General features: G+C 46.6%; 22 protein-coding genes and 1 tRNA gene. 19 read left to right on the top strand and 4 right to left on the bottom strand.

What is annotated here, in order from left to right; genetic code table 11:
• The first annotated feature begins 1 nt into the window (after position 1).
• From H5T88_06320 to H5T88_06410, 19 genes are all read left to right on the top strand, one after another.
• Entirely contained in the window at positions 2–1,099 is a 1,098-nt protein-coding gene (locus H5T88_06320; protein MBC7329960.1) for a 4Fe-4S dicluster domain-containing protein, read from the top strand.
• On the top strand, positions 1,096–1,920 hold the full coding sequence (locus H5T88_06325) for an FAD/NAD(P)-binding protein (protein MBC7329961.1): 825 nt from the start codon (positions 1,096–1,098) through the stop codon (positions 1,918–1,920). Before H5T88_06320 ends, H5T88_06325 begins: the two co-directional genes overlap by 4 nt.
• Positions 1,914–2,387, top strand: coding sequence for a hydrogenase 3 maturation endopeptidase HyCI (locus H5T88_06330; protein MBC7329962.1), 474 nt, complete (start codon positions 1,914–1,916; stop codon positions 2,385–2,387). Before H5T88_06325 ends, H5T88_06330 begins: the two co-directional genes overlap by 7 nt.
• Complete coding sequence (locus H5T88_06335; protein MBC7329963.1) at positions 2,384–3,868, top strand: hypothetical protein; 1,485 nt, start codon at positions 2,384–2,386, stop codon at positions 3,866–3,868. The genes H5T88_06330 and H5T88_06335 overlap by 4 nt, the downstream gene beginning before the upstream one ends.
• On the top strand, positions 3,865–5,832 hold the full coding sequence (locus H5T88_06340; protein ID MBC7329964.1) for a hydantoin racemase: 1,968 nt from the start codon (positions 3,865–3,867) through the stop codon (positions 5,830–5,832). Before H5T88_06335 ends, H5T88_06340 begins: the two co-directional genes overlap by 4 nt.
• A 14-nt stretch (positions 5,833–5,846) precedes the next feature.
• Complete coding sequence (locus H5T88_06345) at positions 5,847–7,520, top strand: NADH-quinone oxidoreductase subunit C (GenBank protein MBC7329965.1); 1,674 nt, start codon at positions 5,847–5,849, stop codon at positions 7,518–7,520.
• A complete protein-coding gene (locus H5T88_06350) occupies positions 7,520–8,377 on the top strand; it encodes an NADH-quinone oxidoreductase subunit H (protein ID MBC7329966.1) in 858 nt (285 codons plus the stop codon). The genes H5T88_06345 and H5T88_06350 overlap by 1 nt, the downstream gene beginning before the upstream one ends.
• Positions 8,378–8,381: 4 nt before the next feature.
• Positions 8,382–8,834: a 4Fe-4S binding protein gene (locus H5T88_06355; protein MBC7329967.1), complete on the top strand. Its 453-nt coding sequence runs from the start codon at positions 8,382–8,384 to the stop codon at positions 8,832–8,834.
• Positions 8,824–9,498: an NADH-quinone oxidoreductase subunit K gene (locus H5T88_06360; GenBank protein ID MBC7329968.1), complete on the top strand. Its 675-nt coding sequence runs from the start codon at positions 8,824–8,826 to the stop codon at positions 9,496–9,498. The genes H5T88_06355 and H5T88_06360 overlap by 11 nt, the downstream gene beginning before the upstream one ends.
• Positions 9,499–9,509: 11 nt before the next feature.
• Positions 9,510–11,003 carry an oxidoreductase gene (locus H5T88_06365; protein ID MBC7329969.1) on the top strand — a complete coding sequence of 498 codons (1,494 nt, stop codon included), beginning with the start codon at positions 9,510–9,512 and terminating at the stop codon, positions 11,001–11,003.
• 43 nt (positions 11,004–11,046) lie between these two features.
• Positions 11,047–11,562, top strand: a complete 516-nt coding sequence (locus tag H5T88_06370) for an NADH-quinone oxidoreductase subunit B family protein (GenBank protein MBC7329970.1) — start codon at positions 11,047–11,049, stop codon at positions 11,560–11,562.
• A gap of 1 nt (position 11,563) precedes the next feature.
• Complete coding sequence (locus H5T88_06375) at positions 11,564–11,899, top strand: hydrogenase maturation nickel metallochaperone HypA (GenBank protein ID MBC7329971.1); 336 nt, start codon at positions 11,564–11,566, stop codon at positions 11,897–11,899.
• A 106-nt stretch (positions 11,900–12,005) separates the two neighbouring features.
• Positions 12,006–14,321: a carbamoyltransferase HypF gene (gene hypF / locus H5T88_06380; GenBank protein MBC7329972.1), complete on the top strand. Its 2,316-nt coding sequence runs from the start codon at positions 12,006–12,008 to the stop codon at positions 14,319–14,321.
• A 3-nt stretch (positions 14,322–14,324) separates the two neighbouring features.
• Positions 14,325–14,540 (top strand): HypC/HybG/HupF family hydrogenase formation chaperone, encoded by a 216-nt coding sequence (locus H5T88_06385; protein ID MBC7329973.1) that lies wholly within the window; start codon positions 14,325–14,327, stop codon positions 14,538–14,540.
• Positions 14,537–15,622, top strand: a complete 1,086-nt coding sequence (hypD, locus tag H5T88_06390) for a hydrogenase formation protein HypD (protein MBC7329974.1) — start codon at positions 14,537–14,539, stop codon at positions 15,620–15,622. Before H5T88_06385 ends, hypD begins: the two co-directional genes overlap by 4 nt.
• A 143-nt stretch (positions 15,623–15,765) precedes the next feature.
• Positions 15,766–15,840: transfer RNA gene (locus tag H5T88_06395), tRNA-Met, on the top strand.
• Between the two features lie 22 nt (positions 15,841–15,862).
• Entirely contained in the window at positions 15,863–16,318 is a 456-nt protein-coding gene (locus H5T88_06400) for an acetyl-CoA carboxylase, biotin carboxyl carrier protein (GenBank protein MBC7329975.1), read from the top strand.
• On the top strand, positions 16,315–17,598 hold the full coding sequence (locus H5T88_06405) for a homoserine dehydrogenase (protein ID MBC7329976.1): 1,284 nt from the start codon (positions 16,315–16,317) through the stop codon (positions 17,596–17,598). The genes H5T88_06400 and H5T88_06405 overlap by 4 nt, the downstream gene beginning before the upstream one ends.
• Positions 17,595–18,677 (top strand): threonine synthase, encoded by a 1,083-nt coding sequence (locus H5T88_06410; protein MBC7329977.1) that lies wholly within the window; start codon positions 17,595–17,597, stop codon positions 18,675–18,677. Before H5T88_06405 ends, H5T88_06410 begins: the two co-directional genes overlap by 4 nt.
• A gap of 29 nt (positions 18,678–18,706) precedes the next feature.
• On the opposite strand, the gene H5T88_06415 is transcribed toward H5T88_06410, so the two are convergent.
• From H5T88_06415 to H5T88_06430, 4 genes are read right to left on the bottom strand one after another with little or no spacing between them, the layout of a single operon-like run.
• On the bottom strand, positions 18,707–19,747 hold the full coding sequence (locus tag H5T88_06415; GenBank protein ID MBC7329978.1) for a M20/M25/M40 family metallo-hydrolase: 1,041 nt from the start codon (positions 19,745–19,747) through the stop codon (positions 18,707–18,709).
• Positions 19,740–21,068, bottom strand: coding sequence for a phosphoglucosamine mutase (glmM, locus tag H5T88_06420; GenBank protein ID MBC7329979.1), 1,329 nt, complete (start codon positions 21,066–21,068; stop codon positions 19,740–19,742). The genes H5T88_06415 and glmM overlap by 8 nt, the downstream gene beginning before the upstream one ends.
• Positions 21,061–21,981, bottom strand: a complete 921-nt coding sequence (locus H5T88_06425) for a hypothetical protein (protein MBC7329980.1) — start codon at positions 21,979–21,981, stop codon at positions 21,061–21,063. Before H5T88_06425 ends, glmM begins: the two co-directional genes overlap by 8 nt.
• Positions 21,959–22,777 carry a TIGR00159 family protein gene (locus H5T88_06430; protein MBC7329981.1) on the bottom strand — a complete coding sequence of 273 codons (819 nt, stop codon included), beginning with the start codon at positions 22,775–22,777 and terminating at the stop codon, positions 21,959–21,961. The genes H5T88_06425 and H5T88_06430 overlap by 23 nt, the downstream gene beginning before the upstream one ends.
• Positions 22,778–22,779 lie beyond the last annotated feature (2 nt).

The raw sequence follows: 22,779 nt of genomic DNA on the forward strand, positions 1-22,779 counted from the left end.
GATGCCGATTTTGTCCTACAAAAAAATAAGTAAGGAAAATCTTCTCAAGATGTTGGAGGAAATCGCTAAGGAAGAGGAGCTCATTGCTCCCGTTGAGATGTATGGGGGTGAGGCGCTATTTCAGCCTGTCAAGGATATCAGTGATATAACCTTCAATTATGTCAATACGCTCTTTCCTCCGAAACAGTTTCTCCTTCCACGCTTTGAGAAGATATTGACTTACAAGAAAGAGGATGGAGAACTCAAAGTGGAGGAAACCATAGAGGCACCAAAGCGAACGATTTTCGGCATTCGCCCCTGCGATGTTGAGGGCATTCGTTATTCGGAATACTTCTATTCTGGGAAGATGTTTGGGCGAGAGGACCTCGCCGACCCCCATTTTATGGCGAGGAGAAATAACTTGACTCTTATAAGCGTTTCCTGTCAAAATCCTGCCCCAACCTGCTTCTGCGTATGTTGCGATGGTGGTCCTTTCTCTGAGGAGGGATTTGACCTCCAGCTCACCGACCTTGGGGAGAATTGGTTATGTGAGGTGGGCTCCGAAAAGGGGATGGTATTAGTTGAGAGATTTTCCTCTCTCTTTGAGGATGCGAAAGAGGAGGAAATCAAGAGGAGAAAGGAACTTGAGGATGAGGTTCTGGAAAGATTTGGTCCCTATCCCGCCTTCTCCGGCGCAACTTTAAGGAGGGTGACGGAGGGGAATATCCCACGCCAGGTATGGGAGAGCTTGGGTGAAAGATGTGTGGTTTGCGGTGGCTGGCAATTCCTCTGCCCCTGCTGTTTCTGCTACACCGTTGTTGACATAGGAGATGATAACGAAGGTTATAGGGCGAGGATTTGGGATTCCTGCCATTTTGAAGGTTATTCCCGGCTCGCTGGCGGTCCCAATCCCCGAAAGTCAAGGGATAGAAGGAGAGAGCGTTGTATATTCCATAAGTTTTCCTGGCAGTATGTTGAGAGGATGGGAAGGCATGGATGCGTTGGCTGTGGAAGGTGCGTGATAACCTGTATGGGATATGTGCATTTGCCGCAAACGGTGTGGGAGATAAGGAGTGCCTTTAGGGAGGAGAGCTATAAGAAGGAGGCTAAGGTGAAATGAAGCAAGAAGCATTGTTTCTACCGACGATAGTCTCCATAAAGGAAATAAGGCAGGAGATACCCCTCGTGGCAACCTTTCGCCTTCCGAAGCCCGATGGTTTCACACATAAGCCGGGTCAGTTTCTTGAGGTATCCCTCTTTGGGAAAGGGGAGGTGCCAATCTCCATTTCCTCCCCACCTTCCTATGAGGACATTCTCTTAACGATAAGAAACTCAGGTTATGTAACATCGTTTATTCACAAACTAAAAGAAGGAGACAAGATCGGGATAAGGGGACCCTATGGGAACTCCTTCCCTTATGAGGAATACAAGGGTTATGATGTTCTGTTTGTGGGTGGAGGGATTGGACTCGCTCCCTTGCGCTCCCTTCTTTGGGAGATGCTCTATCACAGGGATGATTTCGGGAGGATAATCCTCCTTTATGGAGCGAGAACTCCCGCTGACCTCCTTTATCCTTGGCAATATGAGGAATACGAGAGAAAAGGGGTAGAGTTGCTCTTAACGGTTGATAGGGGGGATGAGAAGTGGACGGGGAATGTTGGAGTAGTAACGACGCTTTTTGATAAGATAAAGATAGAACCGGAAAGAACTGTGGCATATGTTTGCGGACCGGGTATAATGATTAGGTTCGCCTTGAGGGACCTTGTTGAGAAGCTGGGGATTCCAGCTCACAATTGTATAGCGACTTTGGAAAGGCATATGAAATGCGGAGTGGGGAAATGCGGGCATTGCGTTATAGGTGAGAAGTATGTTTGTATAGATGGTCCAGTATTCCGCTATCCAGAGATTAAAATGATGGAAAGGTTTGATGACCCATGGTAGCTATGGATAGCCTGGTTCAACTGAAGGATATATTAGAAAAAGAGAGGGTGGCAATCTTGGGAGTTGGTAATCCCTTGATGGCGGATGATGGGGTGGGCAGTTGGATTGCTGAGGAGCTAAAAGGAAAGGTAAAGTGTCCTGTTTTCATAGGGGAAGATGTGCCTGAGAATTATCTTTACGATATATTGAGGGAAGAGCCCAAATGGCTTTTAGTTATAGATGCGGTGGATTTCGGTGGGGAGGCGGGTGAGGTGAAATTGGTCAATATGGAGGAATTGACGCCTCGCTTTCTCTCCTCTCATGGTATGTCGCTCAACATAATGGGGACGATTTTGAAAGAGAAGGGCTGTGAGATGATGTTGTTGGGCATTCAGCCAAAGAATCTTTCATTAGGAGGGGAGATGAGCGAGGAAGTTAAAAGGAGCGGAGAAGAGATAATATCCCTCATTAGGAGCTGGTCAGGATGACGAATGGAGAGCTTGTCAATATTTACCTATTGTTGGTTTCCCTCTTAGCCCTTCCCTTTATTGGTGGTTTGGTGACTCTTGGCTTGAAGAGAAAGGATGCCGATGTAGTAGCGGGCTTGTTCTCCCTCGTGGTCTTCGCGCTTGCTATAATCCTTGCTCTCAAAGCGGGGACGAGGGAGTTAACCTTCGCATTCGGTTCCCTCCCGTGGCTGGGGATACAGGAGATATTCGGCTTTAGAGTTGACCCTCTCGCTGTGATTATGCTACTCGTAACCACATTCATCGGCTTCTTCGTCGTGGTCTATTCCTCATTTTATCTAAGCGAGGGGAATAGGGAACACCCAACGACGAATGGGAAAGGGAGATATTATTTCTGGCTTCTCTTCTTCCTGGGGGCGATGGTGGGCGTTTCAATCTCCCAGAATTTCTTTCAATTCTTCATCTTCTTTGAGCTCACCACGATTTGCTCCTTTGCCTTGATAGATTTCTATGAGACTCCGAGGGCTCTGCGTGCGGGCTTCACTGCCTTAATAACAACCTCCCTTGGCAGCTTGTGTTTCCTCGCTGGGCTTGCTATTCTCGCCGTCTACGCTCACTCATTTGACTTTGAAGCTGTTCGAGACCTTTCCCCTTCCATAAAGGCTACTTTCTTCATCCTCCTTTGGATATCCGCGTTAGCCAAGGGAGCGCAGGTGCCATTCCAGATATGGCTTCCACAAGCTATGGAGGCGCCGACGCCGATTTCCGCTTATCTCCACGCTGCTTCAATGGTGAAAGTAGGCGTCTTTCTCATAGCGAGGATGGTAACAACTCCTCATGCTTTTTATCCCGAATCCTTGGGAGTTCTCGTCTCTCTCTGGGCTCTCTTCTCAATGCTCTTCGCTCTCCTTGCCTTCTTGGGAGCAGACGATATAAAGAAATTGCTTGCTTATTCCACTATTGTACATATAGGATATATCCTTTTGGGATTAAGCTTATGGTTAATGGGAGCGGACATCAAAGCCTTGCAAGGTGGTATCCTCCATATAATCAATCACTCCGTTTCCAAGGGCTTACTTTTCCTCTGTGCTGGAATAATATCGTATATAACCGGGACGAGGAAAATCAGTGAAATCGGTGGATTGGGCACTAAACTTCCTGTTAATGCCATCGCTTTTACTATAGGAGGATTTGCAGTTGGTGGGTTCCCTCCATTTGCTTGTTTCTTCAGCAAATTCTATATGATTCTCGGGGCAATTTCGCTCCACAATTGGATAGGCATACTCGCCGCGGTCTTTATGGTATTAGAAAGCACTATTTCCTTGACATGGTATATAATGATCACACATAGGATTTTTATGGGAGATGAAAAGCCAAAACTTGGAGAAGTAAAACCAATCCCCTTGTATATAAACATTATCTTGGTTTTTCTGGCTTTAGCGACGATTGTTGTTCCCCAACTTGGATTAGAATTCGTTAAAGTTTTTGAGGTGATAAGATGAACGGAATGGAACTTTTGCTTCAGGGCTTTGGCATATTAGTTTTGGGAGCAATCATAACCGCCCTTTTGGGCAAGTGGAATCGGCTAAATGGTTGGATGGCTTTCATCCTGGGTTCACTTGCCAGCGTCCTCATTTTAATTGGGGCGGTGCAAACCCTTATTAGTGGCGATTTGCCATCCAAGGGCAGTGGAATATTCTCTATTTTCTTCCTTGATAAATTGAGCTCTTTCTTCCTGCTCGTAATCTCGGGGATTTCCATTGTATCGCTTCTCTATTCCATTAGATACATTGAACATTATCGTAAAAGCACGAGCCTTTACTATCCGTTTCTACTCTTATTTATTTTGGGGATGGGCGGGGTTGTGAGTGTTAGAAATATGTTTGCTTTCCTCCTATTTTGGGAATTTATGACCTTGACCTCTTATTTTCTCGTTATTTACGAAAGCGAAAAACCCGAGAATCTATTGGCTGGTTTTCGTTATTTCTTCTGGTCATTTCTTTCTGCTGGTTGTATTGAGCTTGCCGTTGCCCTTCTCTATATTCAAACAAACTCCTTTGATATGAATATAATGAAGGGCGCTATGCCGACTATTCAGGAAAAACATCCATTTATGTTTCATTCACTACTTGCCTTGTTCCTTGTTGGCTTTGGCATAAAAGCGGGTATTTTCCCCTTCGGGAACTTCTGGCTTCCCGATGCTCACCCCGCTGCCCCTTCCCCCGTATCCGCATTGCTTTCCGGTGTGATGATAAAAACCGGTGTTTACGGGATACTGAGGACCTTTCTCTGGATGTTACCCCTTTCCCCTGCTTCAAATATATGGGGAAGTATCATAGCCGCTATGGGAGCTATATCATTAGTGATGGGCACTCTTTCCGCCTTGGAACAAACAGACAGCAAGAGACTCCTTGCCTTTCACTCTATTGGGCAGATGGGTTATATTTTCTTAGGGGTAGGGGCGGGGTTGGCTCTACTCTCTCTTAGCTCTCCCTTTGGTTATTTCGCTCTTTTCGGGGGATTGCTTCACCTTTTCAACCACTCAATCTTTAAATCTCTCCTTTTCCTCTCCGCAGGCTCAATTCTCTATAAAAAGGGAACAAGGGAACTAAGCGAATTAGGCGGGCTTGCTTCCTCTATGCCTCTTACATTCTTTGCCGCCCTAACGGCGTCTTTCGCAATAGGTGGAATCCCACCTTTAAATGGTTTTGTTAGCAAGTGGTTGTTGGTTTTTTCTACATCAATACCTGCAAGGTTGCATTATGAGTTTCCTATTTGGGCTATAGCAAGCATCTTTGCCAGTGGATTGACAATAGCTTCTATGCTGAAATATGTTGGCTCCGCTTTTATGGGGTTGAAGAAAGAAGAAGATAGCTACAACGATGTGCCATTAACGATGCAAATATCTCAGATACTGCTGGCAGCCGCTTGCCTAATCACCGGCATTGTAGCTGTATTGCCATTAGGTATTATCCACAACTCGCTGAAGGAAAGCATTATGAATCTTCCGCCTTATGAACAGCTAATCGGGACAGGGATTGAAATCGCTCCGAAACTTAAAGGGCTTTCTATAGCTTTATGGAATCCCATGTTGATATTGCTCTCATTGATTATTTTAAGTGCCATATTTTATGAATTCATCAGAGGTGCCAAAAAGGAAACAGTCATCTGGTTGGGTGGGGTATTGCCTGATAGAAGGAACTTAGTATATGACCCCCATTCTTATTTCCTCACCTTACGCAGGGGGATATGGTCAAATATCCCCAGCATTCCCTTACCCAGGATAGAGAGGTTGAGTCGCTTATCGGTGGCTCCTGGGGAGGATGTTTATGAGCCGCTGATTCGTTTAGGGCATCGCTTCATTGAGAGATTGCGAAAAGTCCATTCCGGGCTTCTGCAAACTTATATCCTCTGGCAAATGCTTGGCTTGGCGATTGCCCTTTTATTGATATATGCTTTTAAATAAAAAGAGGTGTTGATATGGCTATCAGTGTTGAGCAACAGATTTTAGAGAGATTCAAAGAAAAGGCAACGAATGTAAAAAGCTTGCCTAACCGCCTCTTCGTTGATTTACCAAGAGAATATGTAAGGGAGGCGGTTAATATAATCTTCAATGAGTTAGGGGCAAGATATGAGATTAGCGTCGGGACGGATGCCCGTCCCATACACGGAAACTTTGAAATTCTCCACTTCTTCGCTTTTGATAAGGATAATTTCCGTGTTGCCCTCCGATTCAAGGTGCCTCCCGATGACCCCAAGATAGATTCAATAACCCCCATAATTCCGGGTGCAAATTGGGCGGAAAGGGAGTTTAGGGACTTCATCGGTGTGGAGCCCGTGGGGCATCCCGACCCACGAAGACTGGTTCTGCCGGACGATTGGCCGGAAGGAGTCCATCCATTGCGGAAGGAGGTCCCCTATAATTATCAGCCTCCCGCAACAACTGGCTGTGAGTTCAAGTTCAAGGAGCCACCACCTGGTGCAACGGCTCTTCCCATCGGACCATTCTTCCCCGTTTTAGAGGAGCCTATCCAATTTAGGCTGTTCATTGAGGGAGAGAATGTTGTGGGAGCTGACCATAGGGGATTTTATGTGCATAGAGGAATAGAGAAGCTTGGAGAGAGTCAGCTTACCTATAACCAGATACCATTCCTCGCCGAACGAATCTGTGGCATCTGCGGTTTCACTCACTCCGTATGTTACTGCCAAACTGTTGAGGGAGCGGCGGGTATAGAGATACCCTTACCAGCTAAGTATGTGCGAAGCTATTGTTTGGAGATGGAGAGGGTGCATAGCCACCTTCTCTGGCTCGGGCTCGCCTGCCATATTTTGGGCTTTGATACATTGTTTATGCAGTTCTGGAGGATAAGGGAGCCAATAATGTGGATGGCGGAGAGGATAACCGGGAATAGAAAGAATTACGGTATGAATCTCGTGGGAGGCACAAGAAGGAACATACCGGAGGAAATAAGAGAAGAGCTTTTGAGGGTAATTGACAAAACTGAAGAAGAGACTTTGGAGCTCTCAAAGACCCTCCTGAACGATAGCGCCTTCATAGTACGGACGAAAGAGGTGGGAATTCTAACACCCGAGGAGGTAAGGCTAACGGGAGCGATTGGACCTACAGCTCGTGCCTCAGGGGTTGATATAGATGTGAGGAGAGATTTCCCCTACGCGGCTTATCCCTATTTGAAATTTGATGTGATAGTGCTCAATGGATGTGATGTCCTCTCAAGGGCATTGGTACGAGTTTATGAGACGATTGAGTCCTTGAAGATGATGCGGCAGATATTGAAGGAGCTTCCCGACGGTCCGACGATGGTCAAAATAGAGGAGGAACTGCCTCCTTATAGGGAATTTATGTCCGCAACGGAATCGCCACGAGGCGAGGATTTTCACTATGTTATGCTGGGAGAGAATAATCGCCCTTATAGATGGAAGGTAAGGGCTCCTTCCTATATGAATATTCCCTCGGTCTTTTGGATGTTCAAGCCCGGGACTACGATAGCGGATGCTCCCATAACGATAGGTAGTGTTGACCCCTGCGTATCCTGCACCGAGAGGTTTGAGATAATTGACCGCTCAACTGGGGAAAGCAAGTTCCTCTCCCAGAAGGAGATGTACGAGATATCCCGCCGAGGAGGGAGAAAGTGATGAATTATTTACAAGCGGGGATAGTCACCATTCTCTGCATTCTCTCTGCTCCCTTGTTTGATGGTATAATGAGGAAATGGAGGGCGAGGATTCATTCCCGGATGGGACCTCCCATCCACCAAACTTATCTTGATTTATTGAAGCTCTTCGGGAAGGAGGACATAACGAGGTCTCCCTTAGCTGTCCTTTATATCGCTTGCATAGCAACCGCGACATTTGTCCTTGCATTAAGAGGGGATATAATCACTTTCATTTATCTTCTCACTGCCTCTTCAATTTGTCTGGTTCTCTATTCCCTTCTTATGGGAAATCCTTTTGCCGTCGCAGGTGGAAGTAGAGAGGTAATGATGTTCGTTATAGTGGAACCCGTTATGGCTGCTGCCTTTTTATCCTATGCTATAAAGGCTCAGAGCTTCCTCATATCCCATATCATTGCTTGGAGCAATGTTTACGGAATAAATATCTCAAGCATTTTCGCCATCATAGCGATGTTGCTCGCTATGCAGGCGCAAATGGGGAAACTTCCTTTTGATTTGGCTGAAGCTGAGCAGGAACTTGTTGGAGGAGTTTTTATGGAGGCGTCCGGCTCAACCTTAGCTCTCTTTAAATGGGGATTAGCCCTCCGCCAATTCCTCATTGCTTACCTCATAGCCTTTGTGTTCATCCCCTGGCCTACCACCTGGGGAGTGCCTCTGTTTATCTTAACCCTGGTTAAGGCGTTGATTATCCTCTTTTGCGCCGTAACTGTGGAAGCGGTCTTCCCACGCCTCAGGATAGACCAGGCGCTGGGATTTTACGCAAGAGTTTTGATAGCCGCTTCCTTTATGGCGATAGCATTCTCCACACTGGGGGTGTAATTGTATGATAAGAAGCAAGCTAAAACAATTATCAGTTGGAATTAAAGCCGGTAGGGTTACGCTGAAGTATCCCTTTGAGCCGCATCCTACTCCTCCCGGTTATCGTGGCAAGGTAACGATAAATGCGGAGAGATGCACGGGATGCGGCGGATGTGCCACGGTTTGCCCTGCTCGCCTAATAAAGATAACCGATATATCGCCTGAGTGGCGAATAATAAGGAGACATTTGGAGAGATGCATCCATTGCGGTAGATGCGCTGAGGCTTGCTCTGAAAGGGCAGTTGAGATGTCCTTAGAGTTTGAAAACGCGACTCCCGATAAGCATGACCTTTTGATTGAACAGAAGATATATATGGGGACCTGCAAGCGCTGTGGGCGCTGCTATGTCCCCTTCAGTGTTTTGGATAGGCATATGCAAATCGGCTTCAGAAAGGATGAGGATATAAATGGGATATAGTGAGACAGTTCTGAAGCTTATATCGTCTTTTTCCTTAGCGCTGATAATCACCTCCTTCGGAGCGGTTGTCACGAGGAACCTCCGCTATGCAACCTATATTTACGCTGTTCAGGCGCTTCTCTTGACCACGATTATCTCCCTATTCGCCACGGCATCTCCCACTCTTTTCCTTTGGGCAGCGGTAGCGTTCATCACCAAGTTCCTCATCATAACTTGGCTCCTTTTAAGCTTTATCAAGGGGATGCCGGAATATGAGGTAAAGGCAATTATCGGCTTCGCTCCCTCCGTTGTAATCGTCACCCTACTGGTCATCATCTTATATGAGATTACCCATAAATATGTCCATTTCCTTGCTCCCACAACACTCGCTACGGAGGAGCCCTTCCGCACGAATGTAGCGGTATCCCTTATCGTCTTCACGCTCGGTTTATACGGGATTCTTACCCGTAGGGATGCCTTCAAAACAGCGATTGGTCTTTGCCTTTTGGAAAACGGTGCCCATCTCTCCCTCGTAAGCCTCGCCCCCGGGCTGAGGGAAACGGTGATAATCGGAATTGTGACCGATGTCGTCCTGGGAGTTTATCTGCTCCTTTTTATAATCAGAGGCTTGAGGGAAGTAGCAGGTACCACCGATACTTATCATTTAACAGAATTACACTGGTGAAGAGGTGAAATATGGTCTGCACGAACGCTAACCTCATATTGATGTTGATTTTAGCTCCTCTTCCATTTTCTCTTGCTGTATTGCTTCTCCGCCGGTCGGAGATATTGAAAGAGCCACTAACAATCATCGGCTCTTTCATCCCGCTCGCTATATCCGTCCCCATTCTCCAGAGGGTTATGGATGAGGGATATATCTCCGCCTTCGGCAACGAGCTCCTTATAGACCATCTAAGCGCCATATTCCTATTGGGGATAAGCTTCGTCGGCTTTTTCGCTTCTATCTTCGCTCATAGGTATATGAGACAGCATCCTCTCATTGCCAGAGTGGGAGTTGAAATAGCTGAGAGACGCCTTGGCATTTTCTACAGCCTCTTCCTCTTTTTCCTATCCACTATGCTTTGGAGCGTGAGCACGAACAATATCATTATCCTTTGGGTTGCCATAGAAGCAACGACTATAGCCTCAGCCCTCTTGGTTTCTTTCTATTGGGATAGGAGAGCTTTAGAGGCCGGCTATAAATATCTTCTATTGCTCACCGTTGGTGTTACATTTTCCCTGTTTGGAGCAGTGATAATTTACGCTGCTTCCGCCCCCTATATAGCTCATGGCTCTCCTCTCTTGTTCACGAATATAAAAGAAGTTATTTCTAAGATTCCTGCTAGTATCATTTTGCTATCGGCGGTGTTGTTCACCGTGGGCTTTGGAACGAAAGCCGGGCTCGCTCCATTTCATCCCTGGCTACCAGATGCTCATGCTGAGGCGCCAACCCCCATTAGCGTTCTGCTCTCTGGAATTATGGTGGAAGTGGGGCTTTACGCTCTTTTGCGCACACTTGGTCTATTCCTCCCCGCTTATCCCGCTGTTGCTTCTACCCTTCTTGTTCTCGCCGTCTTTAGTATGCTCTTGGGAGCACTCCTGGCGATGGTGCAGAGCGACTTGAAGAGGCTTCTCGCTTATTCCAGCGTCAGCCAGATAGGGTATATAGCAATGGGCTTAGGAGTAGGAACCTATCTCGGCTATTATGGTGCTTTCTATCAATTGATAAGTCATATCCTCGCGAAATCTCTCCTATTTATGTGCGTCGGGGCGATAATATATTCCCTTGCCCTCCGCAATATTGAGGAATTGGGTGGCGTTGGCAAACACATGCCCATAACTATGGCTTGTTTCTTCATTGGTGCTTTTTCATTAAGCGGTATCCCTCCCCTCGCGGGATTCCTAAGCAAACTCACGCTTATAATTGCCACAGCGCAGGTTCATCTTTGGTGGCTTCTTATACTCACCCTCTTAACCAGTCTTCTCACCCTCTTCTACGCCGTTCGCGCCGCTTATACGGTCTTCTGGGGTGAGGAGAAGAGCGAGGTTATAAAAGAGGCTAAGGAAGCTCCCATGAGCATTCTCTTCCCCATCCTTGTCTTTTCTATCCTTACCTTTGTCCTTGGTGTCTATCCCCAGATACTCTACCCGCTCCTGAATTCCGCCTCCCTCTTGGCTCCCTTCAAATAGATAGGTATAATTTGAAAAGGAAAGGAGGAAATATTAAAGGGCAATGTTCAGAGAAGGAATAGTAAGAAGATATTCCGCAAAGGCTTTTGGAAGGTCGCTGTGGGTTTTCCATACCAATACAGGTGGCTGCAATGCCTGTGACATTGAAATCTTGGATGTCCTCACTCCTTACTTTGATGTGGAAAGGTTCGGGATAAAGCTCGTTGGCTCTCCTCGCCACGCTGATGTCCTCGTCGTTGCGGGTCCCGTTACCCGCCCAATGATTGAGCCCCTAAAACGCCTCTACGAATCAACGCCCGACCCTAAGGTCGTTTTAGCTATAGGTTCTTGTGCTACGGGAGGGAGCATCTGGTTTGATACATACAATGTCGTGGGTGGATTGGACAAGGTCATTCCTGTTGACCTCTTCATCCCTGGTTGTCCACCGCGCCCCGAGGCTATAATATATGGGGTAGCACTTGCTTTGGGATTGGTGGTGAAAAAGGTTGCCTATGAGAGAGAAGAACAGATTCCTCCGGAGGAAATCCTTGCAAATTTGAGGAAAGAGAGCGGTCTTTGAAATGCACGAGACGGGAAGAGCGCAAAGCATTATCAGGGCTGTTTTAGAAAAAGCGAAAGAGAAGAGTTTGGTTGAAGTTAAAAGGGTTGAGGTTCTCGTCAACACCGCTGTGGGCGTTGATAAGGAGGAGCTCTTGGAGATAATAGAAAATATGAAGAAAGACACTATTCTAAAAGACACCGAATTCAAGCTTGAAGATGCGGGAATGCAAGCGACTTGTAAGGAATGTGGAACGGTTTTCCCTGTTGAATCCCCTTCGGCGACTTGTCCCAACTGTGGGAGCACAAACTTTGAGCTATCGCTTTTAGATGAATGGGAAATAGCGAGGATAGAATAAGGTGAGAGGAAAGGGTGTGGAGAACGGAGGAAATATTGTTTGAAAGGTAAAAGCGCTAATCAAGGAGCTTCCCAGGGGAAGCAAAGCTTGACATCCAATCGTTAAGATGTCCTTCAATCCGAATTTAGCTACAGAAAGAGCTGCAAGGGCGAGAATCCTCTTAAAGGGAGCGGTGCAGGGGATGGGATTCCGCCCCTTCGTCCATCGTTTAGCTTCCTCACTGAATCTTAGGGGCTTCGTCTATAATAGCCCCGAGGGATTGATAATTGAGATAGAGGGTAAGGAAGAAAACATAAAGGAATTCTTGGAAATTTTGAGATGCTCGCCGCCACCTTTTGCAATATTTGAATCCCTTTTAATTACATATCTCCCTCCCATCGGCTACGAGGATTTCCATATAGTGAGAAGCGAGGAGGGAAAGGTGGGTGTTCTTTTTCCCCTTCCCGATATAGCCACCTGCAAAGACTGCCTTGAGGAGACCTTTTCTCAACAGGAAAGACGCTATCTCTATCCCTTCACGAATTGCACGAATTGTGGTCCTCGCTTCACGATAATCCAATCTCTTCCTTACGATAGGGAAAGGACGAGTATGAGGAAATTTGAAATGTGTGAGGATTGCCAAAAGGAATATGAAGATATAAATGACCGCAGATATCACGCTCAACCCATTGCCTGTCCAGAATGTGGTCCCCATATCTGGCTCGAGATAAACGGTAAGAGGGTATATAAAGATGCGATTGAAGAGGCTGTGCGTCTCATAAAAGCGGGGAAAATCGTGGCGATAAAGGGCTTGGGTGGATTCCATCTCGCTTGCAATGCTCTTGATGAATCTGCAGTTAAGAGGTTGAGAGAGCGCAAAAATCGTCCTTCTAAACCCTTTGCGGTAATGGTTCAGGACATCCAAACCGCCCGCTATTTCGCCTATATATCGCCAAAGGAAGAAACCCTCCTCCTCTCACCCCAAGCTCCCATCCTTCTCCTCAAGAAAAAGCAACCCTTCAAGATGGCTTCATCCGTCGCCCCAAACAACAAGAACATCGGTATCTTCCTCCCCTATACTCCCCTTCACCATATTTTGATTAGAAAGGCTCAACTTCCCTTGATAATGACTAGTGGAAACCTGTCTGACAACCCCATTTGTGCTACGAACAGTGAAGCAAGACGAGACCTAAAGAGCATAGCGGATGCCTTCCTTTTTCATAATAGGGATATAGTGTCCAGATGCGATGATTCTGTTCTAATTGTGGTGGAGGAAGAGCCGAGAATGATAAGGCGTTCTCGGGGATATGTTCCACTTCCAATCCGTTTGCCTATAAACGGGGATGATGTCCTCGCTTGCGGTGCCGATTTGAAGAACACATTTTGCCTCTGCAAGGATAAATGGGCTTTCTTGAGCCAGCATATAGGGGATTTGGAGAGCGCTGAGGGATATAGAGTGTATCAAAACGCGATAAGCCATCTATCCCATCTCTTGAACATTAAACCGAAATTGGTTGCTTACGACCTCCATCCTTCCTACCATTCAACAATTTATGCTCATTCGCTCAACCTCCCCAAGATGGGCATTCAACACCATCACGCGCACATCGCTTCCTGTATGGTGGAGAACGGCATATCCCCAGAAGAGCAGGTGATTGGCATAGCTTGGGATGGAACAGGTTATGGAACGGATGGAAGGATTTGGGGAGGCGAGAGTATGTTGGCTACTTATAAGGGGTTCCAAAGGTTGGCTCATCTCTTATATGTTCCTCTTCCGGGAGGAGAGATGGCGGTCAAGGAGCCCTGGCGAATGGCTTTATCATATTTAATTTTGGCGGGTGAGGAAGAGTGTCTTACAAATTGGAGGAAGTTGCCGGAGGAGTTCAGCGAATTCCTTTCCCAAATAGGGGAAAATAGAGTTAGTGCTATTAGGCAAATGGTTAAGAAGGGCATCAATTCTCCCCTTGCATCTAGTATGGGAAGGCTTTTTGATGCGGTTTCCTCTCTCATGGGAATTTGCCATCACAATACTTATGAGGGTCAGTCCGCTTGCGAGCTGGAGGCTATCGCTGAGGATTGCGAGGATTTCTACGAGTTTGAGCTACAAGGAGATAACCCAATAATCATCAATCCCCTGCCTATAATTAAGGGAATTTTAAAGGATTTGAAAGAGGGGAAAAGCAAAGAATATGTAGCTTCTCGCTTTCATCAAAGCCTTGTTGAGATGCTCGTTAGGATTTCCCATATCATCCGACGGCGTTATGAGGTAGAGAAGGTGGTCTTGAGCGGAGGGGTATTCCAAAACGCCTTGCTACTGAGCAAGTCGCTTAAGAGACTGAGAGAGGAAGGGTTTACCCCAATTTCCCATAGCAAAGTGCCAACAAACGACGGTGGAATAGCTCTCGGACAAGCTGCTATAGCGAGAGCTTTAATGGAGGGATAGAATATGTGCCTTGGCGTTCCAGCAAGAATAGTGAAAATAGAAGGTAAAGAAGCGATAGCGGAAGTGGGAGGGATAAGGAGGGAAATATCAATAGAGCTTTTAAACGATATAAAAGAAGGCGATTGGGTGATTGTCCATGCGGGCTTCGCCATCTCAAAGCTGGATGAGGAGGAAGCCGATACAATGCTGAATATCCTCTCCCACATTCCTGAAGAATGAAATTTATAGAGGAATTTAGGGATAAGGAGCTCTGCCAAAGAGTTCTTGCGAAAATCAAATCCTATGGTTTCCCTGCTATATTTATGGAAGTTTGCGGGACTCATACTGTTTCCCTCTTTCGCTTCGGGATTAGGCAGATGCTTCCTCCTACCATAAAGGTCATCTCTGGTCCGGGATGCCCTGTCTGCGTAACTTCCCAGCAGGATATTGAGAACGCTCTCGCCCTCGCTTCGCTTCCCAATACAATCCTCTTAACATTCGGCGATATGATGAAGGTGCCGGCTAAAAGCGGGAGCCTTGAGAGAAAGAGGGCAGAGGGGGCGGATGTCAGGGTCGTTTATTCTCCCCTTGATGCTCTAAAAATAGCAAAAAACAACCCAGATAAGCTTTGCATCTTCTTAGCGGTGGGCTTTGAGACAACAGCTCCCGCCACTGCTTCCTCTATATTAAGAGCCCGAGATGAAAATCTGAGAAATTTCAAGGTCTTTAGCTTGCATAAACTCATCCCACCCGCTATGCGTGCGATTTTGGAGATGGGGGAAAGCAAGATACAAGGTTTCATCTGTCCCGGTCATGTATCCACGATAATAGGAGCTAAGCCCTATAGGTTCATTCCTGAGGAATATGGAATCCCCTGCGTAATAGCTGGATTTGAGCCCCTTGATATTCTTCAAGCAATCTATATGCTGATGGATATGTTGGATAAGGGGACAAGCGATGTTAAGATTCAATATAAAAGAGCGGTTAGGGAGGAGGGAAATCCTTTAGCTTTGGAGATTATGTGGAAAGTATTTGAGGAAGGGGATGCGGTTTGGAGAGGACTTGGCTACCTTCCCTCAACTGCTTTAAAGATAAGGGAAGAATTCTCCGATTACGATGCGATGTATTTGTTGAAGGATATGCCGGTAACAGAGGCTGAGGAGAATCCACTTTGCAGATGTGGTGAAGTGATTAGGGGAGTAGCGGAGCCAACTGAATGTCCACTATTTAAGCGAGTGTGTAATCCCTCCCAACCAATTGGTCCCTGTATGGTTTCCTCCGAGGGCACCTGCTCCGCCTACTACAAATATGCTCCTTCATAAAGAGGTTCCTTTCTGGTGAATGTCATTAGATTTTATAGTCAAGCAATATGGGAAGTCTTCTAAGGGGTCTCAAATGTCAGGGAATTATACAAAATCCTTGACTAATTGTTTTTCTCCATATATTATTATACATTGGTTAAATTGGCGGTGTAGCTCAGTGGTAGAGCACGCGGCTCATAACCGCGGAGTCAAGGGTTCGATCCCCTTCGCCGCCACCATTTTGTCTTTTAAATCGCCGAAGTGGATAAAGACAAACTTTTTTCTTTTATCAAAGAAATCGTTGCCCTCTTTGAGAAATCCTCTGCTTCCGAGTTAGAGGTAGAAGAGGAGGGCGTTCGCCTTATCCTCCGAAAAACAACCTCTCGCACCCCTCAAGAAGTTCCCATCCAACCTCCCCTCATCAAGGAGGAGAGAGTAAAACAGGAGCCTCTCTTTGGCGATAATGTCTACATTCTCCGTTCTCCTATGACCGGCGTTTTCTATCGCTCCCCCGCACCTAATGCACCGCCCTTCGTTGAGGAAGGAGATATGGTGGTAAAGGGGCAGAGGTTAGCGTTGCTTGAAGCGATGAAGATTTTCAATGATATAACAGCTGATGTCTCAGGAAAAATCGTCGCTATTTTAGCGGAAAACGCTTCCCTCGTTCAGGAGGGACAACCGCTCTTCGCAATTGAGAGAATGGAGGAAAATCTATGAGAAAGGTTCATGTTGGCTTCCTTGGGCTCGGCACCGTTGGGCAAGGGGCTGTGAGAACCCTCCTTGAAAATAAGGAGGATATTATGATGAAGACAGGGGCGGAGATAGAGATAAAAAAGATCGCGGTTAAACATCTTGACAAGAAAAGGGATGTGGAGATTCCTCCTGATCTCCTCACGAATGACCCCTATGAGGTCGTCAATGACTCTAAAATAGACATCGTAGTTGAATTAATCGGTGGATTGGAGCCGGCTCGTTCCCTGATAAAGAAGGCGCTTGCAAATGGGAAAAATGTGGTCACTGCGAATAAAGAGGTAATTGCCCTATATGGTGGGGAGCTTCTTCCTTATGCTGCAGAGAGAAAGCTTGACCTTTATTTTGAGGGAGCCGTCGGTGGGGGCATCCCAATAGTTCGTCCCATGAAGATTTGTCTTGCGGGTAATCGTATATACTCTGTTGTCGGCATAGTTAATGCTACAACTAATTACATTCTCACCAAGATGGCGGAGGAGAAGCTCACATATGATGAAGCCTTAAAGGAAGCACAGGAGAAGGGGTACGCCGAAGCCGACCCCACTTATGATGTTGAGGGTTTAGATGCCGCTTACAAAATCGCCATTTTAGCTTCTATAGCCTTCAATAGCAGGGTGAAAGTGGAGGAAATCTACAGGGAGGGAATATCAAAAATCTCCCCCATTGATTTGATTTACGCGGAGGAACTGGGCTATGTCATAAAGCTTTTGGCGATAGCGAAACAGGAAAACGATATGCTCAGCATAAGAGTTCATCCCGCTCTTATCCCGAAGCATCATCCGCTTGCTTCTGTAAGGGGTGTAAATAATGCGATATTGGTTCATGGTTCTTCCGTTGGTAGGGTGATGTTTTATGGAGAAGGGGCGGGTTCTCTACCCACTGGCTCGGCTGTGGTTGGCGATATAATAGACATAGCGAGGAACATGGTCTTCAATTGCACGGGAAGGATTTCCTGCACCTGCTTTAAACAAATACCCCAAAAGGATATAAGCGAGATTACATCAAAATACTATATAAGGATGAAGGTCAAGGACCAACCGGGCGTTTTGGCAGCTATTGCCGCTTGTTTTGGAGAGGAGAAGGTGAGTATAGCTTCAGTTGTGCAGAAAAGGCAAGTCAATAAATCGGCGGAGATAGTTTGGATAACCCATCCTTCAAATGAGGGGGCTATGAGGAGGTCCCTGGAAAAGATAGAAAAATTGCCCGTTCTTGAGGAGATATCGCTTGTATTAAGGGCGGAAGAATGAATTATAGATGGCGAGGAGTAATTGAGGAATATCGTAGGTATCTGCCCGTAAGCGATAAAACGCCAGTGATTACGCTTTTGGAAGGCAATACCCCTCTTCTTGAGGCTCGTAAGCTCGCAGAATATATCTCCCTTCCTCTACGGCTTTTCCTTAAATATGAGGGCGCCAATCCCACCGGTTCCTTCAAGGATAGAGGGATGACAGTCGCTATTTCAAAAGCATTAGAAGAGGGGGCTAAAGCGGTGATTTGCGCCTCAACTGGTAATACATCCGCCTCAGCAGCAGCTTATGCTGCGCGCGCTGGGCTTCCCGCAATCGTTTTAATTCCAAAAGGGGCAATCGCTCTGGGAAAGCTGGCGCAAGCCCTTGTGTATAATGCTAAAGTTATAGCTATTGAGGGAAATTTCGACGACGCTTTAAGGCTCGTAGTGGAGATTTGCCAAAGATACCCTGTAACTCTCGTCAATTCCCTCAATCCTTATAGGATAGAAGGGCAAAAGACCGCCGCATTTGAGATAAGCGATGTTCTCGGTGATGCTCCCACCTTCCACGCCATCCCGGTAGGCAATGCGGGGAATATAACCGCTTACTGGAAGGGTTACAAAGAATATCATCAGTTGGGAATCAATAAGAAGCTTCCTAAAATGCTTGGATTCCAAGCGGCGGGAGCGGCGCCGATTGTGGAAGGTCATCCCATAGAGAATCCCCAGACCGTGGCAACAGCAATAAGGATAGGCAATCCAGCTTCCTGGAAGTGGGCGGTGCAGGCGAGGGATGAATCTGGCGGGTTGATTGATAAGGTAACGGACGAGGAGATTATAGAGGCTTATAAGCTTGTCGCTTCGCTTGAGGGTATATTCTGTGAGCCTGCATCAGCAGCTTCTGTCGCGGGAGTGATTAAAAAACATAAGGAAGGTTATTTCAAAGGATACGAGGGAGAAACGATAGTCTGTACTCTTACCGGGCATGGACTGAAGGACCCCCAACTTGCCATTGATGTAGCTCCTTCCTCTTTTATTACCACGCCTCCAATCTTGGAAGAAGTTGTGAAGCAGATTTTCGGGGACATCGGTTTGTAAACCCATCTTAAAGCTTTATATAGAAAATCTTAACTTCCCGACCCAAGAAGGGAGGAAACTATTCCCTTTATTATTTTCACTTCGTTGATTATATCATCCAGCAGCACATACTCCTCGCCTGAATGGGCTACTTTAGGCTCTCCAGCGCCCAGGACTACCACTTCCGTGCCCCTCTCCTGAAAGCGCGAAGCTTCCGACCAACCGGGTTGGGAGAGTTCCCTCTCAAATCCCAGAACTTCCCTCGTCACATCCCGCGCCAACTGAGCTAAAGGGGAGAAAATCTCCGCTCTTAAGGGATTCTCCACTCTTAAAATATGGTAGGAGACATCAATCCAGCGGGGTTGCTTTAATACGCCGTCCAGGATTCGTAAAGCCCAAGTAGCATCTCTTTCCTGGGGGATGGGAATCGCAAGGATAGAATGGCATCTCTCAGGCACCCTAAGCGTGCTTTCACCACCCCTTATCCCCACTAAGACAAAAGGCAATCGTTCCTTGAGCTCTGAGAGAAAATCCATCATCTCGTCAATTGAATTTATACCCGAGAAGGGGAAGGAGATAGGAGCGGATAAGCCATAGCAGTATATATCTATTAGCAGAAGTCCGGGGTGTTGAGTTACGATTGAAAGATTTGTTGGTTCGCCGATTATCGCCCAGCGGGGTGAATAGCCTTCCTCGAAAATTTTCTTCAGCCCTTCCCCTTTCTCCTCGCTGTCGCTCGTTATCAAGAGGTCCAAACTGCCACGCTCGGTTTTCCCCTTCATCTCCAAGAAGGCTCCAAGCATCGCCGCTACGGAAGCCTTATCGCAAATGCCAAGTCCATAAGCTTTATTATTCTCTACTTTGTAAATCGGTTGTGAAAGAGCATAGGGAGGTGGAGTGTCTATATGACAGAATAAACATAGCGAGGGTTCACCTTCCCCTATGCGGGCGAGGATAAAAGGTGGTTCCTCCTCCTCTATTTTGGTTTCCACCCCTTCCCCTCTTAATATCTCCTCCAAATAATCAATGATTTCCTCCTTGTCTTCCCATCTGCTAACGAGCTCGCTTAGAACGCCAAAGATATCAATCATTTTCTCTAATTACCCCCTCTATTCCTTGAACGAGAGAACTCGTTATCTTCTCTACATCTTCTTCACTTTCACCCTCAACCATAACGCGAAGACATCGTTCCGTTCCAGACGCCCTAACGAAAATCCTCACTTTGTCCCCGAAATTCCTCCTTGTCTCCTCCACAATTTGCCTTATCCTTCCGTCTCTCTCCCATCTCTTTGGCTCTTTTGTTGGTATATTCACAAGCTTCTGAGGGAAAAGAGTGTAATCGCACAATTCAGATAAAGTTTTTCCCTTATCCAGCATAACCTCAATTAATTTTATCGCGGTTAACATTCCATCGCCAGTGGGCAGATGGTCGAAGAGGATAATATGTCCCGACTGCTCGCCTCCCAAATTAGCCCCTGTTTCCCTCATCTTCTCAGCTACATATTTATCGCCAACGGGAACCTTAACAACTTCTATGCCAAGCTCACGAAAGGCAAGCTCTATTCCGTAATTAGTCATATGGGTTGTAATCACTGGTTCCCTCAGTATCCCCTTTTCCTTCATATATTTTGCAAGTATATAAAGCACTCCATCGCCCTTCACTATCCTCCCCTTCTCATCGGAGAATATCGCCCTGTCTCCATCTCCATCAAGGGATACACCGAGAATAGCCCCGCTTTCAACGACCTTTTCCGCCATCAACTTGGGGTGAACAGCGCCGCAATCCGCGTTTATATTCCTGCCATCAGGTGATACATTTATTGCTACAACATCTGCTCCCAATTCACTGAATAGAAGGGGCGCCAGCTCGTAGCCTGCTCCATTAGCGGAATCCACCACTATTTTCAGACCTCTGAAATCCCCATTTGCCCTGCTCGCAAGAAAATCTTTGTATATTTTCTTTCCCTCCTCTAACTCAATCCTCCTTCCTATCTGGCTTGGCGATGCTATATCAAAGTTCTCCTCCCTCAATCTTCCCTCTATCTCTTCCTCTAATTCCTCTGGCAACTTGAAACCGTCAATATTGAACAGCTTTATTCCGTTCTCGTAAAAGGGGTTATGTGAAGCCGAGACAACGCCTCCCCATTTCCCCATTGAATACACGAGATAAGCTATTCCCGGTGTTGTTATAACTCCCGCGTCCAAGACATCCATTCCCGATGCAAGGAGACCAGCGGTGAAAGCCGAGGCAATCATATCGCTTGATAATCTCGTATCCCTGCCCAGGATTATCTCCTTACAGTTCTTCCCCAATATGCTCCCCACCGAAAGCCCAAGCATAGTGACGAAATCAACCGTTAGGTTTTCATTTGCCTTCCCACGCACTCCGTCCGTTCCGAAAAGTTCACCCATTGCTTCCACCTCCAATCGTCAGCTTAACAGTGACAGTTTCTCTACCAAGAATGTTTACTCTATCAATCTTCACGAGTGGCACCTCCAAGGAGCAAGAAGCCTCAATACGAGATAAATCTATTTTCTCGGTCTTGATGGTGTTGAGGCTTTCAAGGATTGTATTTGGACCAGTGACGGCAACAGCTGGCGGGCTTACCTCTACTTTCTCAAGCACCAGGTTATTGGGCAGGCTTCCAACAAGGTCAGGGACGACAGCGAGCGTTTTTATCACCCTTGAGACATTAAATCTAATGCTCACCTTGACTAATGGAGGCTCAACGCGAACATCCTGCATAGGTATATTCTTCCTATCCATCACAAGAACAGGAAGCATTGAATCCCCTTCCCCTTTCTCCAAATCAACGAGCACACTTGCTCCCGCTATCTCCTCTTTTTTTGATAAGGGATAGTAAACGAGCACATTTGAGGGATTTAGGGATATTGCCCTGAGCGAGAATCCCTCGGGAGGAGGAGATGATATGAGCGGCTGAACAGCCATCTGCTGGGAAACTATCCTATCAATAACCACCCTAATCTTGCGAGGTCTATAGGAGATATCCAATCCCTTTGGGGCGGAAATCTTCACCGGAACGCTGTATATCCCCACTCCTTTTCCCTCAAGGGATATCTCCGCCCTGATAGAATTAGAGCTTATCCTTTCCAACCTCTTCTTGGCTCCTCTTAGGGAAATGTTAACTGTCGGCAAGTGGGAGGTAATGACCAGACCGGTGGCAAGCCCGTTAACCTCTATCTCCTTTTTGAGTTCCTGCGTTATTATAGGGTTTTCTTGTGTGTGGACATATATCCACAGGAGGACGGCTGATATGAAGGCGAAGAGCTTTTGTCCCCAATTATGCTTTAGCCTTTCCCACATGCTTCTCCTCCTTTAAGAAGAGGGAACGAAGGATTTCCCTTAATTGGTCTTCGTTGAGATTCTGTCTCAGATTTCCATCATAAGCAAGGCTTACTGCACCAGTTTCCTCCGAGACGATTATGACCGCTGCGTCCGTGAGCTCGGATAATCCCAAGCCCGCCCTATGTCTTGTATGGAGATTCTCTCCCAATTCCTCCCTGCTGGAAAGGGGGAGGACACAGCTGGCGGCGACTATTCTATTCCCTCTTATTAAAATCGCCCCATCGTGGAGAGGATTGCCGGGATAAAATATTGATTCTATTAGACGAGAGGATAGCTCGGCATCTATTGGGATGCTCTGATAGATGTAATCGTCTACCCTTACCTGCCTCTCCAACACGATGAGGGCACCTATCCGCTTGGCGGAGAGGGATTTCACAGCGCGGAGTATTTCATCTATTATCGCTAATTGGGGGCGCTTTGACCCGAAGAAAAAGCGTGGACGCCCAGCCCAGAATCCAAATCTCCCAAGTTCCTCTAATAGGGTGCGAAGCTCAGGATAAAAAAGGATTACCAAGGCAACAGGAAGAAGCACAACGAAGCGGTCTAAAACCCAGCTGACGGTTTCCAAATCCAAAAGATGACAAATATATAGGGAGATGAAAAAGATTATCAACCCCTGCATGATGAACCAGCCCCTCGTTCCCCTCGCCAAAAGCATCAATTCATAAATGAAGAAAGCTATTATCCCTATGTCCAGAATGGATGTTATAATCTCGCTGAGGGTAAGACCGTTAGGGAAGAGCCAATCTATCATTC

It is taken from the genome of bacterium (assembly GCA_014360495.1).
In the GTDB taxonomy this organism is placed as follows: domain Bacteria; phylum Armatimonadota; class JACIXR01; order JACIXR01; family JACIXR01; genus JACIXR01.

Coding starts and splice junctions, on each gene's coding strand:
- glmM (MBC7329979.1), bottom strand. CDS start 21,068: ATGGGTGAACTTTTCGGAACGGACGGAGTGCGTGGGAAGGCAAATGAA.
- H5T88_06385 (MBC7329973.1), top strand. CDS start 14,325: ATGTGCCTTGGCGTTCCAGCAAGAATAGTGAAAATAGAAGGTAAAGAA.
- H5T88_06320 (MBC7329960.1), top strand. CDS start 2: ATGCCGATTTTGTCCTACAAAAAAATAAGTAAGGAAAATCTTCTCAAG.
- H5T88_06335 (MBC7329963.1), top strand. CDS start 2,384: ATGACGAATGGAGAGCTTGTCAATATTTACCTATTGTTGGTTTCCCTC.
- H5T88_06360 (MBC7329968.1), top strand. CDS start 8,824: ATGGGATATAGTGAGACAGTTCTGAAGCTTATATCGTCTTTTTCCTTA.
- H5T88_06430 (MBC7329981.1), bottom strand. CDS start 22,777: ATGATAGATTGGCTCTTCCCTAACGGTCTTACCCTCAGCGAGATTATA.
- H5T88_06365 (MBC7329969.1), top strand. CDS start 9,510: ATGGTCTGCACGAACGCTAACCTCATATTGATGTTGATTTTAGCTCCT.
- hypD (MBC7329974.1), top strand. CDS start 14,537: ATGAAATTTATAGAGGAATTTAGGGATAAGGAGCTCTGCCAAAGAGTT.
- H5T88_06345 (MBC7329965.1), top strand. CDS start 5,847: ATGGCTATCAGTGTTGAGCAACAGATTTTAGAGAGATTCAAAGAAAAG.
- H5T88_06425 (MBC7329980.1), bottom strand. CDS start 21,981: ATGTGGGAAAGGCTAAAGCATAATTGGGGACAAAAGCTCTTCGCCTTC.
- H5T88_06370 (MBC7329970.1), top strand. CDS start 11,047: ATGTTCAGAGAAGGAATAGTAAGAAGATATTCCGCAAAGGCTTTTGGA.
- H5T88_06415 (MBC7329978.1), bottom strand. CDS start 19,747: ATGATTGATATCTTTGGCGTTCTAAGCGAGCTCGTTAGCAGATGGGAA.
- H5T88_06340 (MBC7329964.1), top strand. CDS start 3,865: ATGAACGGAATGGAACTTTTGCTTCAGGGCTTTGGCATATTAGTTTTG.
- H5T88_06355 (MBC7329967.1), top strand. CDS start 8,382: ATGATAAGAAGCAAGCTAAAACAATTATCAGTTGGAATTAAAGCCGGT.
- H5T88_06410 (MBC7329977.1), top strand. CDS start 17,595: ATGAATTATAGATGGCGAGGAGTAATTGAGGAATATCGTAGGTATCTG.
- H5T88_06375 (MBC7329971.1), top strand. CDS start 11,564: ATGCACGAGACGGGAAGAGCGCAAAGCATTATCAGGGCTGTTTTAGAA.
- hypF (MBC7329972.1), top strand. CDS start 12,006: ATGTCCTTCAATCCGAATTTAGCTACAGAAAGAGCTGCAAGGGCGAGA.
- H5T88_06325 (MBC7329961.1), top strand. CDS start 1,096: ATGAAGCAAGAAGCATTGTTTCTACCGACGATAGTCTCCATAAAGGAA.
- H5T88_06405 (MBC7329976.1), top strand. CDS start 16,315: ATGAGAAAGGTTCATGTTGGCTTCCTTGGGCTCGGCACCGTTGGGCAA.
- H5T88_06330 (MBC7329962.1), top strand. CDS start 1,914: ATGGTAGCTATGGATAGCCTGGTTCAACTGAAGGATATATTAGAAAAA.
- H5T88_06350 (MBC7329966.1), top strand. CDS start 7,520: ATGAATTATTTACAAGCGGGGATAGTCACCATTCTCTGCATTCTCTCT.